This is a genomic window from Caldimonas tepidiphila (assembly GCF_003569765.1).
Taxonomy (GTDB): domain Bacteria; phylum Pseudomonadota; class Gammaproteobacteria; order Burkholderiales; family Burkholderiaceae_C; genus Caldimonas; species Caldimonas tepidiphila.
In genome coordinates, this window is sequence record NZ_QXMG01000001.1 from 110777 (window position 1) to 123363 (window position 12587).

At 73.1% G+C, this 12587-nt stretch carries 11 protein-coding genes; 2 read left to right on the top strand and 9 right to left on the bottom strand.

All coding sequences use genetic code 11. The annotated features are described in order from the left end of the window. Window positions 1-27 precede the first annotated feature (27 nt). The 7 genes from acpP to D3A59_RS04725 all read right to left on the bottom strand — a co-directional run bounded on the left by acpP (window position 28) and on the right by D3A59_RS04725 (window position 5170). Window positions 28-267, bottom strand: a complete 240-nt coding sequence (acpP, locus tag D3A59_RS04695; protein WP_104299861.1) for an acyl carrier protein — start codon at window positions 265-267, stop codon at window positions 28-30. A 144-nt stretch (window positions 268-411) separates the two neighbouring features. Continuing rightward, window positions 412-1164 carry a 3-oxoacyl-ACP reductase FabG gene (fabG, locus tag D3A59_RS04700; protein WP_119153740.1) on the bottom strand — a complete coding sequence of 251 codons (753 nt, stop codon included), beginning with the start codon at window positions 1162-1164 and terminating at the stop codon, window positions 412-414. Then, entirely contained in the window at window positions 1161-2099 is a 939-nt protein-coding gene (gene fabD, locus D3A59_RS04705; protein ID WP_119153741.1) for an ACP S-malonyltransferase, read from the bottom strand. Before fabD ends, fabG begins: the two co-directional genes overlap by 4 nt. Window positions 2100-2148: 49 nt before the next feature. Beyond that, a complete protein-coding gene (locus tag D3A59_RS04710; RefSeq protein WP_119153742.1) occupies window positions 2149-3138 on the bottom strand; it encodes a beta-ketoacyl-ACP synthase III in 990 nt (329 codons plus the stop codon). After that, window positions 3135-4241, bottom strand: coding sequence for a phosphate acyltransferase PlsX (gene plsX / locus D3A59_RS04715; protein ID WP_119153743.1), 1107 nt, complete (start codon window positions 4239-4241; stop codon window positions 3135-3137). The genes D3A59_RS04710 and plsX overlap by 4 nt, the downstream gene beginning before the upstream one ends. Window positions 4242-4350: 109 nt before the next feature. Then, window positions 4351-4533 (bottom strand): 50S ribosomal protein L32, encoded by a 183-nt coding sequence (rpmF, locus tag D3A59_RS04720; protein WP_119153744.1) that lies wholly within the window; start codon window positions 4531-4533, stop codon window positions 4351-4353. 88 nt (window positions 4534-4621) lie between these two features. Then, the gene (locus tag D3A59_RS04725; RefSeq protein ID WP_119153745.1) at window positions 4622-5170 is read right to left on the bottom strand and encodes a YceD family protein; all 549 of its coding nucleotides are present in this window, start codon (window positions 5168-5170) and stop codon (window positions 4622-4624) included. A 79-nt stretch (window positions 5171-5249) separates the two neighbouring features. Here D3A59_RS04725 and D3A59_RS04730 point away from each other — a divergent pair, with 79 nt between their 5' ends. Both D3A59_RS04730 and D3A59_RS04735 read left to right on the top strand, forming a co-directional pair. Further along, window positions 5250-5861 (top strand): Maf family nucleotide pyrophosphatase, encoded by a 612-nt coding sequence (locus D3A59_RS04730; RefSeq protein ID WP_272868048.1) that lies wholly within the window; start codon window positions 5250-5252, stop codon window positions 5859-5861. After that, entirely contained in the window at window positions 5858-6646 is a 789-nt protein-coding gene (locus D3A59_RS04735) for an SAM-dependent methyltransferase (protein WP_119153747.1), read from the top strand. The genes D3A59_RS04730 and D3A59_RS04735 overlap by 4 nt, the downstream gene beginning before the upstream one ends. A gap of 66 nt (window positions 6647-6712) precedes the next feature. Here the strand turns inward: D3A59_RS04735 and D3A59_RS26235 are convergent, their stop codons facing one another. Then, window positions 6713-8158, bottom strand: a complete 1446-nt coding sequence (locus D3A59_RS26235) for a DEAD/DEAH box helicase (RefSeq protein ID WP_240635939.1) — start codon at window positions 8156-8158, stop codon at window positions 6713-6715. Window positions 8159-8259: 101 nt separating this feature from the next. Then, window positions 8260-12522 (bottom strand): DEAD/DEAH box helicase, encoded by a 4263-nt coding sequence (locus D3A59_RS26240; RefSeq protein WP_240635940.1) that lies wholly within the window; start codon window positions 12520-12522, stop codon window positions 8260-8262. Window positions 12523-12587 lie beyond the last annotated feature (65 nt).

The window sequence follows — 12587 nt, forward strand, 5'->3', positions numbered from 1 at the left end:
CGCGGGCGCTCGGCCCGCTGCCGCCGATCAAGCCTTCTGGTGCTTGAGGGCGTAGTCGATCGCCAGCTGGACGGTGGTGATCTTCTCGGCCTCTTCGTCGGGGATCTCGATGCCGAACTCGTCTTCCAGCGCCATCACGAGTTCGACGGTGTCCAGCGAATCCGCGCCCAGATCGGCAACGAAAGCCTTCTCGTTGGTGACTTCGGCTTCGGCCACGCCGAGTTGCTCGGCAATGATCTTCTTGACGCGTGCTTCGATATCGCTCATGACTCCTCCAGGAGGGTTTCAATAACTAACAGAACAGCCCGTGATTTTACGACCTCGGCGAATCCACCCTGGGAGGTCGCAACCGGACGGACTCCAACCGGCCGGCCGCGCGTCCGGGACTCTCGCCCCGGCGCGCCGCCTGTTTCAGTTCATGTACATGCCGCCGTTGACGTGCATCTCGGTGCCGGTGATGTAGCCGGCCTGCGGCGAGGCGAGGAAGGCCACCGCGTGCGCGATGTCCTCGGGGCTGCCGAGCTTGCCCAGCGGGATCTGCTGCAAGAGCGCCGCCTTCTGCGCGTCGGGCAGGACTTCCGTCATGTCGGTGGCGATGAAGCCCGGGGCGACGCAGTTGACCGTGATGCCGCGGCTGCCGAGCTCGCGCGCGAGCGAGCGGGTCAGGCCCGCCACGCCCGCCTTCGCGGCGGCGTAGTTGGCCTGGCCGGCGTTGCCGCTGGCGCCCACCACCGAGGTGATGTTGACGATGCGGCCGTGGCGCTGCTTCATCATCGGGCGGATCGCGGCACGGCTGGTGCGGAACACCGCCTTCAGGTTGGTGTCGAGCACCGCGTCCCAGTCCTCGTCCTTCATGCGCATCGACAGCGTGTCGCGCGTGATGCCGGCGTTGTTGACCAGCACGTGCAGCGCGCCGAACTCCTTGACGATGCCGTCGATCGCCGCATCGACGCCCGCGGCGTCGTTGACGTTCAGGCACAGGCCGCGGCAGCCGTCGAAGCCCGAGAGCGCTTCCGTGATCGCCTGTGCGCCGGACTCGGTCGTCGCGGTGCCGATCACCTTCAGGCCGCGGCGGGCGAGCTCGAGCGCGATGGCGCGGCCGATGCCGCGCGACGCGCCGGTGACGAGGGCCACCTGGCCTTCGAACGCGAGGGGGTTGCTCATGCCAGCATTCCTTTCACATCGGCGAGCGTCGCCGGGTCGTACACGGTGGCGGTGCTCAGCTCGCCGTCGATGCGCTTGATCATGCCGGCCAGCACCTTGCCGGGGCCGCATTCGAACACACGCGAGAAGCCGCTCGCCTTGATCTGCTGCACGGATTCGACCCAGCGCACCGGGCCGAAGGCCTGGCGGTAGAGCGCGTCGCGGATCGCGTCCGCGTCGGTCTGCACCTGCACGTCGATGTTGTTGAGCATTGGGATCCGCGGCGCCGCGATCGTCGCGGCGGCGAGCTTCTCCTTCAGGCGCTCGGCCGCGGGCTTCATCAGGCTCGAGTGGAACGGCGCCGACACCGGCAGCGGCAGCGCGCGCTTGGCGCCGCGCGCCTTCAGCAGCTCGCAGCCCTTCTCCACCCCGGCCTTGCTGCCGGCGATCACGATCTGCTTCGGGTCGTTGAAGTTGACCGCCTCGACCACCTCGCCGCTGGCGGCCGCCGCCTCGGCGCAGCCCTCGCGCACGGCCTGCGCGTCCAGCCCCAGGATCGCGGCCATCGCGCCGGTGCCCACCGGCACCGCCTCCTGCATCGCCTGCGCGCGGAAGCGCACCAGCGGCAGCGCGTCGGCGAGCGTCAGCGCCTCGGCCGCCACCAGCGCGGTGTACTCGCCGAGCGAGTGGCCCGCCACCAGCCCCGGCTTCAGGCCGGTCTCGGCGAGCCAGGCGCGGTAGCAGGCGATGCCCGCGGTCAGCATCACCGGCTGCGTGTTGGTGGTCAGGTCGAGCTGCTCCTTGGGGCCGGCGGCAATCAGCCGCGCCACGTCCTCTCCGAGCGCCTGGCTGGCCTCGTCGAGCGTGCCGCGCACGGCCGGGTGATCGCCCCAGGCGTCGAGCATGCCGACGGCCTGCGAGCCCTGTCCGGGGAAGACGAAAGCGAAGGAGGTCATTCTTGGTGTACTTGTGCGGTTGGAGGAACGCCGGGGGCGGAGCGCCGCGTCAGAAGTCGAGCAGCACCGCGCCCCAGGTGAAGCCGCCGCCGACGCCCTCGAGCATCAGCGTGTCGCCGCGGGCGATGCGGCCCGAGCGCACGCCGTGGTCGAGCGCGAGCGGGATCGACGCCGCGGACGTGTTGCCGTGCTGGTCCACCGTCACGATCACCTTGCCCATCGGCAGCTTCAGCTTGCGCGCGGTGCCCTGCATGATGCGGATGTTGGCCTGGTGCGGGATCAGCCAGTCGATCTCTTCCGCGCCGCGGCCGGCCTTCCCGAGCACCGAGCGGGCCACCTCCTCGAGCACGCCGACGGCGAGCTTGAACACGGCCTGGCCGTCCATCTTCAGCAGCGGGTCGCCCAGCACCTGGCCGCCCGAGACGTGGCCGGGCACGCACAGGATGCCCACATGGCGGCCATCGGCGTGCAGCTCGGTCGCGACGACGCCAGGCGTCTCGCTCGCCTCCAGCACCACGGCGCCCGCGCCGTCGCCGAACAGCACGCAGGTGGTGCGGTCGTTGAAGTCGAGGATGCGCGAGAAGACCTCGGCGCCGATCACGAGCGCGCGGCGCGCGCTGCCGGCGCGGATCATCGAGTCCGCGACGGTGAGCGCGTAGACGAAGCCCGAGCACACCGCCTGCACGTCGAAGGCCGGGCAGCCGTGCACGCCGAGCTTCTGCTGCACCAGCGCCGCGGTCGACGGGAACACCATGTCCGGCGTCGAGGTCGCGACGATGATCAGGTCGATGTCGGACGCCGAGCAGCCGGCCGCCTCCAGTGCCTGGCGCGCCGCGGCGACGCCGAGGTCGCTCGAGCCGACGTCCGGCGCGGCGAAGTGGCGCGCGCGGATGCCGGTGCGCTCGACGATCCACTCGTCGGAGGTCTCGATGCCGCGTGCGGCCAGTTCGGCCGCGAGCTCGGCGTTGCTGAGGCGCCGCGGCGGCAGGTAGCTGCCGGTGCCGGCGATGCGCGAATAACGGGGAAAGGTCGAGGTCATGCAGCCTGGGATACTGCCGCAGGCACCGCGGCAGCGTCCGCCGGGGGCAGCGCCTGCAAGGTGTCCACGATGCGATGATGCACCCGGTCGAGCAACCGGTTCCGGGCGGCATCATACGCGCGATTCAGGGCGTTCTCGAAAGCCACCGCGTCGGCCGAGCCGTGGCTCTTGAACACCAGCCCGCGCAGGCCGAGCAGCGCCGCGCCGTTGTAGCGGCGGTGGTCGATGCGCGCCTTGAAATGCCGGAGCACCGGCAGCGCCACGAGCGCCGCGGCCTTCGTGAAGGCGTTGCGGCCGAACTCCTGCTTGATGATGCTCGACAGCATCCCCGCGAGGCCCTCGGCGGTCTTCAGCGCCACGTTGCCGACGAAGCCGTCGCAGACGACGATGTCGGTGGTGCCCTTGAAGATGTCGTTGCCCTCGACGTTGCCGTAGAAGTTCAGGTGCCCCGCGTCGCCCACCGCGCGCAGCAGCTCGCCGGCGCGCTTGATGACCTCGTTGCCCTTGATCGCCTCTTCGCCGATGTTGAGCAGGCCGACCGTCGGGTTCTCCTTGCCCTCCACCGCCGAGACGAGCGCACTGCCCATCAGCGCGAACTGCAGCAGGTGCTCGGGTTCGCAGTCGACGTTGGCGCCGAGGTCGAGCACGGTGGTGAAGCCGTCGTTCTGGTTCGGCATCACGCTCGCGATCGCCGGACGGTCGATGCCCTCGAGCGTCTTGAGCACGTAGCGCGACACCGCCATCAGCGCGCCGGTGTTGCCGGCCGAGACGCAGGCGTCGGCCGTGCCGCCGGCCGCCACCTTCACCTGGCTGACCGCCACGCGCATCGACGAGTCCTTCTTGCGCCGCAGCGCGATCTCGATCGAGTCGTCCATCTCGACGACCTCGGCGGCCGCCACGATGCGGCAGCGCGACCACGAGGACGCCGGGGCGAGCGCATCGGCGCGCCCGACGAGCAGCAACTCCGCCTGCGGATGCGCGGCGAGGAAGGCCCTGCAGGCCGGCAGCGTGATCGACGGACCGTGATCACCGCCCATGCAGTCCACGGCGATGCGCACCGGGCGCGACAAAGCCGCCACAGCAGGAGGGGCAGAAGAAGTCATCGCAGGCTGGGTGTGCCGGAGGCACCGGAGCAGGCAAAACACAGGCCGGCTGGCCGCCCGAAGGCAACCACCGGCCCGGATGTGCTCGAACTGACCTGAACCGGAAGGATCAGGCGTCGGCCTTGGTCTTCAGGACCTTGCGCCCGCGGTAGAAACCGGTCGGGCTGATGTGATGACGCAGATGGGTTTCACCCGTGGTGGACTCAATCGCGGTCGAGGGGTTGTTCAGGTGCTGGTGGGCACGGTGCATACCACGCTTCGAGGGCGACTTCTTGTTCTGTTGAACGGCCATGGCTCGCTCCTTGGAAAACCAAAGATTCTAGCATGCATCGTTCGGGCGAGAACAGCAAGCCCGGCCGGAACGTGCGGAATCTGGCAGCTCAGGACTTCGGCTTGCGCAGCGCCTCGAGCGCGGCGAAGGGATTGGGCCGCGGCTCCTCCTCTTCCTCCTCCTCGTCCTCGGCGACCATCGGCAGCGGCTGCGGGCACTCCTCGTGGCGCGGCACGAGCGGCAGCGCGAGCAGCAGCTCGTCCTCGATCAGCTCGGGCACGTCCAGCGCGCGCGTCAGCGCCAGCACCTCCTCCTCCGCCTCGACGTCCTCCTCGGCCGCCCGCGCCTCGTCGCTGACGAAGCGGAAGCTGCGCCGCACCTCCAGCGGCACCTGCACCGGCCCGAGGCAGCGCTGGCACTCCAGGTGGATCTCGCCGCGCGCGCTGAGGTCCAGCCAGACCTGGGGCGCGTGAGCGCGCTGCTCCACCTGCCGGCCTTCCGCGCGCCAGGCCACCTCGCCGACCGGCGGTGCCTCCGGGTGCGCCTCCGCGGCCAGCCGTTCGAGCGACGCCGTGGGGGTCCGGCCCTCGAGCACGCCGCCGGCCCGGGCGAACTCCTGCACGTCGAGACGCTGGGGATTGAACTCTCTTGCTTTCATGCCGGCAGTTTAAGGTCGCGTGTGGCGGCGGGCGAATGCCGCGGCGCCTCCCGCGCCCCGCTGAGGGACAATCCGGCCCATGCCTCCCCTGCCCCGCCCGCTGATCCTCGGCTCGACCTCGCCCTACCGGCGCGAGCTGCTGCAACGCCTGCGCCTGCCCTTCGACGTGCTCGCGCCCCAGGTCGACGAAACCCCGCTTCCCGGCGAGGCGCCCGCCGCGCTCGCGACGCGCCTGGCGCTCGCGAAGGCGCGCGCCGTCGCGGCGCAACGCCCCGACGCGGTGGTGATCGGCTCCGACCAGGTGGCCGACCTCGACGGGCAGCCGATCGGCAAGCCCGGCACGCACGAGCGTGCCGTGGCGCAGCTGCGGCAGATGAGCGGGCACAGCGTGGTGTTCCAGACCGGCGTCGCCGTGGTGTGCGCGACGAGCGGCTTCGAGCAAGCCGCGCTCGTCCCGGTGACGGTGCGCTTTCGCGCGCTCGGCGACGACGAGATCGAGCACTACCTGCGGGCCGAGCGCCCCTACGACTGCGCCGGCAGCGCCAAGGCCGAGGGGCTCGGCATCGCGCTGCTGGAGGCGATCGAGTCGGACGATCCGACCGCGCTGATCGGCCTGCCGCTGATCCGCACCTGCGCGCTGCTGCGCGCGGCCGGCGTGCCGCTGCTGTCCGGGCCGGAGGGCGCCGCATGACGACGCCCGGCCGCCTCTACCTCGTACCGAACACGCTGGACTTCGGCGCACCGCAGCGCCCCGGCGAGCCGCTGCCGGACCTGCAGCAGGTGCTGCCGCTGTCCGTGCTGCAGACCGCCGCGCGGCTGACGCACTGGCTCGCGGAGAACGCGAAGACGACGCGGGCCTTCCTGAAGCGGGTCGATGCGGTCACGCCGCTGGCGCAGCCGCTGCAGTCGCTGCGCATCGAGGAGCTGCCGCGCCCGCCCAAGGGGCAGCCTGGCCGCGCGCAGGCCTTGCGCCCCGCCGACCTCGCGCGGCTGCTGCAGCCCGCGCTGGAGGGCCAGGACATCGGCCTGATCTCCGAGGCCGGCATGCCGGCGGTGGCCGACCCGGGCGCCGAGGTGGTGCAGCAGGCGCACGCGCTCGGCATCCCGGTCGTGCCGCTGGCGGGCCCCTCCGCGCTGCTGCTCGCGATGGCGGCGAGCGGTCTCAACGGCCAGAGCTTCGCCTTCGTCGGCTACCTGCCGGTGGACGAGGCCGCGCGCGGCCAGCGCCTGCGCGAGCTGGAAGGACTGTCGCGCCGCATCGGCCAGACGCAGATGTTCATCGAGACGCCCTACCGCAATGCCGCGATGCTCAACGCGCTGCTCGGCGCGCTGCAGCCCGCGACGCGGCTGAGCATCGCCTGCGGCCTGACGCTGGCGCAGGGCTGGAACCGGACGATGACGGTGCAGCAGTGGCGGCAGGCAGGCGTGCAGATGCCGGGGGACGTGCCGGCGGTGTTCGCGCTGCTGGCAGGCTGAGCGGCAGCCGGATCCTTGTGCGGCGGCCGAGGCAAACAACGCCGGCGGAGAACCGACGCCGGAGCTTCAGCGCTTGATGCCGCCACCAAGCAGTGCCGCGATCTTGCGTCGCGGCTTGGCGTGGGGCGCGGCGGACCTGTCCGCTGGCGCAGGCGCGGAGGCGGGCTGCGGCTCCCACACCGGGTCGGCCCCGGCTTGGGCCTCGTAGGGACGGCTGAAGAAGGGGTCGCTTGAGGCGGACGGCGCGTGGCGACGCGGCGCGGCCGGCGCACGCCGCACGGCTGGCGTGGCCTCCTCCTCGTCGCGGCGGGTGGGGCGGCGCGGCAGGCGGGCATTGCCCTCGACCTGCAGCGGCTCGACCTCGATCGTCTTCTTGATCAGCTTCTCGATCTCCGCCACCTGGCGCTGGTCGCTGCGCGACACGAAGGACACTGCCAGGCCCGACGCGCCGGCGCGACCGGTGCGGCCGATGCGGTGCACGTAGTCCTCGGCGTTGAACGGGAGGTCGAAGTTGAAGACGGCCGGCAGGTCCGCGATGTCGAGGCCGCGCGCGGCCACGTCGGTGGCCACCAGCAGCTCGACTTCGCCGCGCTTGAAGGCGTCGAGCGCCTTGAGCCGCTCGTCCTGCGACTTGTCGCCGTGCAGCGCGGTGGTCTTCAGGCCGTCGCGCTCCAGCGAGCGGGCGAGCCGCGCGGCGCCGAGCTTGGAGTTGACGAAGACGATGGCCTGCGACAGCGAGCGCTCGCGCAGGATATGGCGCACCGCGCCGCGCTTGTCGTCGTCGTCGACGGCGAAGAAGCGCTGCTCGACGGTGGAGGCGGTGGCATTCGGGCGCGCCACCTCGACCAGCACCGGGTCCTGCAGGTAGCTCTGCGCCAGCTTCTTGATCTCGGGCGAGAAGGTGGCCGAGAACAGCAGCGTCTGGCGCTGCTTGGGCAGGTAGCTCAGGATGCGCTGCAGGTCCGGCAGGAAGCCGATGTCGAGCATGCGGTCGGCCTCGTCGAGCACGACGTACTCGACCTGGCCGAGGTTGCAGTTCTTGGCCTGGATGTGGTCGAGCAGCCGGCCGGGCGTCGCGATCAGCACCTCGACGCCGCCCTTGAGCTCGGCCGTCTGCGGCTTCATGTCGATGCCACCGAAGACGCAGGCGACGCGCAGCTGCGTGTGGCGCGCGTAGGCCTTGACGTTGACGGCGACCTGGTCGGCGAGCTCGCGCGTCGGCGCGAGCACCAGTGCGCGCACCGGGTGGCGCGCGGGAGACGCGCTGCTGTTCTCGTGCTTGAGCATCTTCTGCAACAGCGGCAGCGAGAACGCGGCGGTCTTGCCGGTGCCGGTCTGCGCAGCGCCCATCACGTCGCGGCCCTGCAGCACGATCGGGATCGCCTTGGCCTGGATCGGCGTCATCGAGGTGTAGCCCTGGTCGGCGATGGCGCGCTGCAGCGCGGTGCCGAGAGGGAGCGAGGAGAATTCGGCGCTCGCAACCGGCGCCTGGGTATTGGTTTCTTCGATCACGGGGCGCATTATCCTCCTCTTGACTTTCCGGGCAGCCTCATGCGGGGCCGGCCTCGCGGGCATCAAGGTTTGAGGCGCGCAGGCGACCCGCCGTGGTGGCGTCATGCCCCCTCGCGGATCAGGGCCACCAGCTCCTCCGCGGACGGCAGCGCCGCGCCCTCGCCGCCGTCGAGCACCCCTTCGGCCAGCGCGCGCTTGTCGTGGTGCAGCGCGACGATGCGCTCCTCGAGCGTGCCTCGCGCGACGAGCCGGTAGACCGTCACCGGCCGCTGCTGGCCCATGCGGTGCGCGCGGCCCATCGCCTGGTCCTCGGCGGCCGGGTTCCACCACGGGTCGGCGATCACGACGTAGTCGGCCGCGGTCAGGTTCAGGCCGTAGCCGCCCGCCTTCAGGCTGATCAGGAAGAAGTCGCCCTCGCCCGCCTGGAAGGCGTCGACGCGGCGCATGCGCTCGGCCGCGGGCGTGGCGCCGTCGAGGTACTGGTAGGGGATGCCGGCCGCGTCGAGCGGCGCGCGCAGCAGCGCGAGGAAGTCGACGAACTGGCTGAAGACCAGCGTCTTGTGGCGGTTGGCGCCGAGTTCGGCCGCGAGCTGCGCGAAGGCCTGCACCTTGGCGCCGACGAGGCCCAGCTCCGGGTTGACCAAGCGCGGGTCGCAGGCGGCGCGGCGCAGCCGCGTGAGCTGCGCGAGGATGTTGAACTGCGCCTGCCCGCCGCCCTGCCCCAGGCTCTCGGTCGCGGCGAGCAGCGCCTGGCGGCGCAGCAGCTCGTAGTGCGCCGCCTCGTCGGCGCCGGGCTCGACGCGCAGCAGCTGCTCGGTGCGCGGCGGCAGGTCGTCGAGCACCTGCCCCTTGGTGCGGCGCAGCACGAAGGGCGCGATCAGCCGGCGCAGCGTGCGCTGCGCGTCGCGATCGCGCTCGCGTTCGATCGGGATCGCGAAGCGCTCGTTGAAGCGCGCCGGGGTGCCGAGCAGCCCGGGGTTGGCGAAGCGCATCACCGACCACAGCTCCGACAGCCGGTTCTCGATCGGCGTGCCCGACAGCGCGAGCCGGAAGCCCGCGCGCAGTTCGTGGACCGCCTGGCTGCGCTTGGCGAGTGCGTTCTTGATCGCCTGCGCCTCGTCCACTACCAGCGTGTGCCACTCGCGCGCGGCGAAGGCCTCGGCCGACTGCTGCAGCAGCGCGTAGGACACCAGCAGCACGTCGCCCGCGCCGGCCTCGCGCACCTGGTCGGCGCGCAGCGTGTCGCCGTCGCCGTACACGCTCACGCGCAGCGAGGGCGCGAGCCGCGCCGCCTCGGCCTGCCAGTTGCCGACCAGCGATGTCGGCGCGACCACGAGCGCGGCCCCTGCGGCCGCGCGCGCGAGCAGCACCGCCAGCGCCTGCACCGTCTTGCCCAGGCCCATGTCGTCGGCGAGGCAGGCCCCGAGCCCGGCCTGCGCCAGCCGCAGCGCCCAGCGCAAGCCCTCCTCCTGGTAGGGCCGCAGCTCGGTCAGCAGCCCCGGCGGCACCGGGGCCTGCGCCTGCTGCGCGGCGTCGAGCCGGCGCAGCCGCGCCTCGAACTCCGCGTCGGCCTCGAGCGCGGCGCCCTCCAGCTCGTCGCGCAGCCACGCGGCGGCCAGCGCCGGCACCCGCGTGGCGCCGCGCTGCGTCTCGCCGACCGCGGCCAGCGCCTGCACGCGGGCGCGCAGCTCGGCCGTCAGCGCGAGGAAGCGCCCCTCGCCGAGCGGCACGAAGCGCCCCTTGCCCTCGGTGCTCCACGCGAGCAGCTGCTCCAGCGTCGCGACGCGCTCGTCCTCGATGCGCAGCTCGCCGCCGAGCGTGAACCAGTCGGCGGCGCTGCGCACGCGCACCTGCAGCTGCGGCACGCCGGCCGTGATCACCTGCACCGCGCGGCCCTTGGGCCAGTCGATGCCCGACAGCGCCGCGTCGAGCCGCGGCAGCGCCTCCACCACCGCCAGCGCCTCGTCGGGGCTGTCGATGCGCCATTCGCACGGCCCGGCGCTGCCCTCCGGCATCGCGGCGAGCTCGGCGCAGGCGGGCGCGAGCGCCTCCAGCACCGCGTCGAGGTGGCGGCGCTCGGCCTTCAGCTCGCGCTGCGCGCCGAGCGTCTCGCCCTTCACCGCGGCGATCAGCCGCGCGCGGCCCTGCCCGGGCGCCAGGCGCGGGCCGTCGGGGCCGAGCGGCGCGACCACCAGCCGCAGCTGCAGGCCCTCGCCCGCCGGCGTCAGCTCGGCGCGCAGCCTTGCGTCGGCCGCCACCTCGCGCGCCGCCTCGATCGCGTCGGCATGCACCTGGAAATGCGGCGCGATGCTGCGCAGCGCCCCCTGCAGCTCCAGCTGCGCCTCGCGCGGCACGCTGAGCTGCCGCCCGATCAGCTGCACCGCGCGGCGCTGCGCCGGGCTGAGCCGGATCACGCGGGCGCGCTGCGGGCCGTCTCGCAGCACGGTGACGAGGCGCAGCGCCTCGGCCTCGCGGCGCTCGTCGGCGTCCAGCAGGCGCAGGTTCTCGGCGCGCTCCGCGCCCTCGTCGCCGAGGTCGAGCTGCGGCAGCACGCGCACCTGCAGCCGGCCGTCGCGCGACACCACGTCGATCTCGGGCGCCGCCTCGACGAGGTCGACGAACTGCTCGGGCCGGTCGTCGAAGACGACATGCGGGTGGCCGACCAGCGCGCCGATCGCCGCGGCGCGGTCGATGCGGTGCGAGCGCGCGCGGTAGGGGCTGCTGCGCACCGCCCGGGCGACGCGCGCGTCGTGCGGCTCGAGCCGCTCGGTGGCGGCCAGCCGCGACAGCGGCAGCTCGCGCGGCTTGCCCCAGCCGCGCACGCCGAGCTTCTGCTCCAGCACGGTGATGTCGGCGACATGGCCGTGCCGGTCCAGCCGCAGCGACCAGACCAGCCGGGTCGCGCCCGCGGCCGGGCCGGACTTGCCCTCGGCCTGCGCCGGGTCGCCGATCGCGGCCAGCGCGGCGAGCGTGGTGCGCCAGCCCTCGGCCGCCGGCGGCACGAAGAAGGCGGGGGAGGTGGCCTCGCCGCGCAGGCTGCGCCGCGCCTCGTCGAGCTGGTCGGCGAGCCAGCCGAGGTCGCAGTCGCGCAGGTGCCGCGCCAGCAGCTGCGCGCCGGCCTCCTGCGCGGCGGAAGGCGTGAAGGCAGCGGCGGCCGGGCGCAGCCAGGCCAGCGCCAGCCAGCGCCACAGGTCGTCGGGGAACGGCGCCTGACCCGAGCCGCGCGGCGCGAGCAGACCCGGGCTCGCCGGTGCGTCGCCGGTGCGCATGCGCAGCACGTGCCAGAAGGTGCCGAAGGCCTCGCTGCAGGGCGGGTTGCGCGAGCCCGCCTCGCTGGCGCAGAACCTGATCGCGCGCTCGAGCTGCGCCGGCGCCTGGCGTGCCATCAGCGCCAGCGGGTAGAGCCAGGCGACGCTGGCGGGCAGCAGCTGCTTGCGCCGCCCCTGCAGCGCGGCGAGCCCCTTGAACGCCTGCTCGAAGCCGGCGATCGCGGCGTCCCACTCGCCCCGCACCGCCTGCACCCCGGCCCGCACGCCGGCGGCGAGTGCCTCGAAGCCCGCATTGCCCTGCCCCTGCGGCCAGTCCATGCAGTCCAGCGCCTGCTGCGGCCGCCCCGCCAGCAGCGCGTGCTGCGCCAGCGCGACGCGCAGCATCACCGCGAGCGTCGGCTGCAGCCGCGGCACGACGGCCGGTGCCATGCGCGCGAGAAAGGCCTTGTCGCGCGCCCAGACGTGGTCGAGTTCCGACAGGCCCGCCACGCAGACGATGCCCTGCACCTCGGGATGCAGCCGCGCGAACAGTGCCTCCTCGGCGAGCGCCGCCGCGATGTCGGACAGCAGCGCCTGGACCTCGGCGTCCACCGGCCGGTCCAGCAGCGCGACGAGTTCCTGCAGCGACGCGCCGGTGTACATCCACAACCGCAGGCACAGCGCCGCCTGCTCGCGATGGCGGAAGCGGTACCAGCTCGAGCCCGTCAGCGACACGTCCTCGGCCGCGAGCAGCGCGCGGCGCAGCTCGGCCGGCGCGGCGCTGCCGAGCGCATCGGCGAAGGCCGCCACGGCGCAGGCCGGCTCCGGCTGCCAGTAGCCGGCGACGCCGGCCTCGGCGGCCAGGCGCTGCATCCGCAGCGCGGTCAGCGCCTCGCGCACCTCCTCCTGCGTCCATGCGGAGCCGTTCGGGCGGCGCCATTCGATATGCCGGAGGGCGTTCCAGATCCAGGTGCGGGTGCGCGGCTGCCCGACGAGCGCGAGCAGCCGCAGCACGGCGCGTTCGAGGCCCTGCAGCGCCTGCACGGCATCGTGCGCCGGCGAGTCGGGGGTGGACGGTGCGCCTGCGGGCGCGTCGGCGGGAAGGAGGGAGGTCATCGTCTGCGGCTGCGCATCGTGCGGGGGCGGCGCCCCGCGGAGCCCGCCACTCTAGCGCGCCCGGC

Excerpts from the sequence above, each read along its gene's own strand:
- rpmF (WP_119153744.1), bottom strand. The coding sequence starts at position 4,533 with ATGGCCGTTCAACAGAACAAGAAGTCGCCCTCGAAGCGTGGTATGCAC.
- D3A59_RS04735 (WP_119153747.1), top strand. The coding sequence starts at position 5,858 with ATGACGACGCCCGGCCGCCTCTACCTCGTACCGAACACGCTGGACTTC.
- D3A59_RS04730 (WP_272868048.1), top strand. The coding sequence starts at position 5,250 with ATGCCTCCCCTGCCCCGCCCGCTGATCCTCGGCTCGACCTCGCCCTAC.
- plsX (WP_119153743.1), bottom strand. The coding sequence starts at position 4,241 with ATGACTTCTTCTGCCCCTCCTGCTGTGGCGGCTTTGTCGCGCCCGGTG.
- D3A59_RS04710 (WP_119153742.1), bottom strand. The coding sequence starts at position 3,138 with ATGACCTCGACCTTTCCCCGTTATTCGCGCATCGCCGGCACCGGCAGC.
- D3A59_RS26240 (WP_240635940.1), bottom strand. The coding sequence starts at position 12,522 with ATGACCTCCCTCCTTCCCGCCGACGCGCCCGCAGGCGCACCGTCCACC.
- D3A59_RS04725 (WP_119153745.1), bottom strand. The coding sequence starts at position 5,170 with ATGAAAGCAAGAGAGTTCAATCCCCAGCGTCTCGACGTGCAGGAGTTC.
- fabG (WP_119153740.1), bottom strand. The coding sequence starts at position 1,164 with ATGAGCAACCCCCTCGCGTTCGAAGGCCAGGTGGCCCTCGTCACCGGC.
- acpP (WP_104299861.1), bottom strand. The coding sequence starts at position 267 with ATGAGCGATATCGAAGCACGCGTCAAGAAGATCATTGCCGAGCAACTC.
- fabD (WP_119153741.1), bottom strand. The coding sequence starts at position 2,099 with ATGACCTCCTTCGCTTTCGTCTTCCCCGGACAGGGCTCGCAGGCCGTC.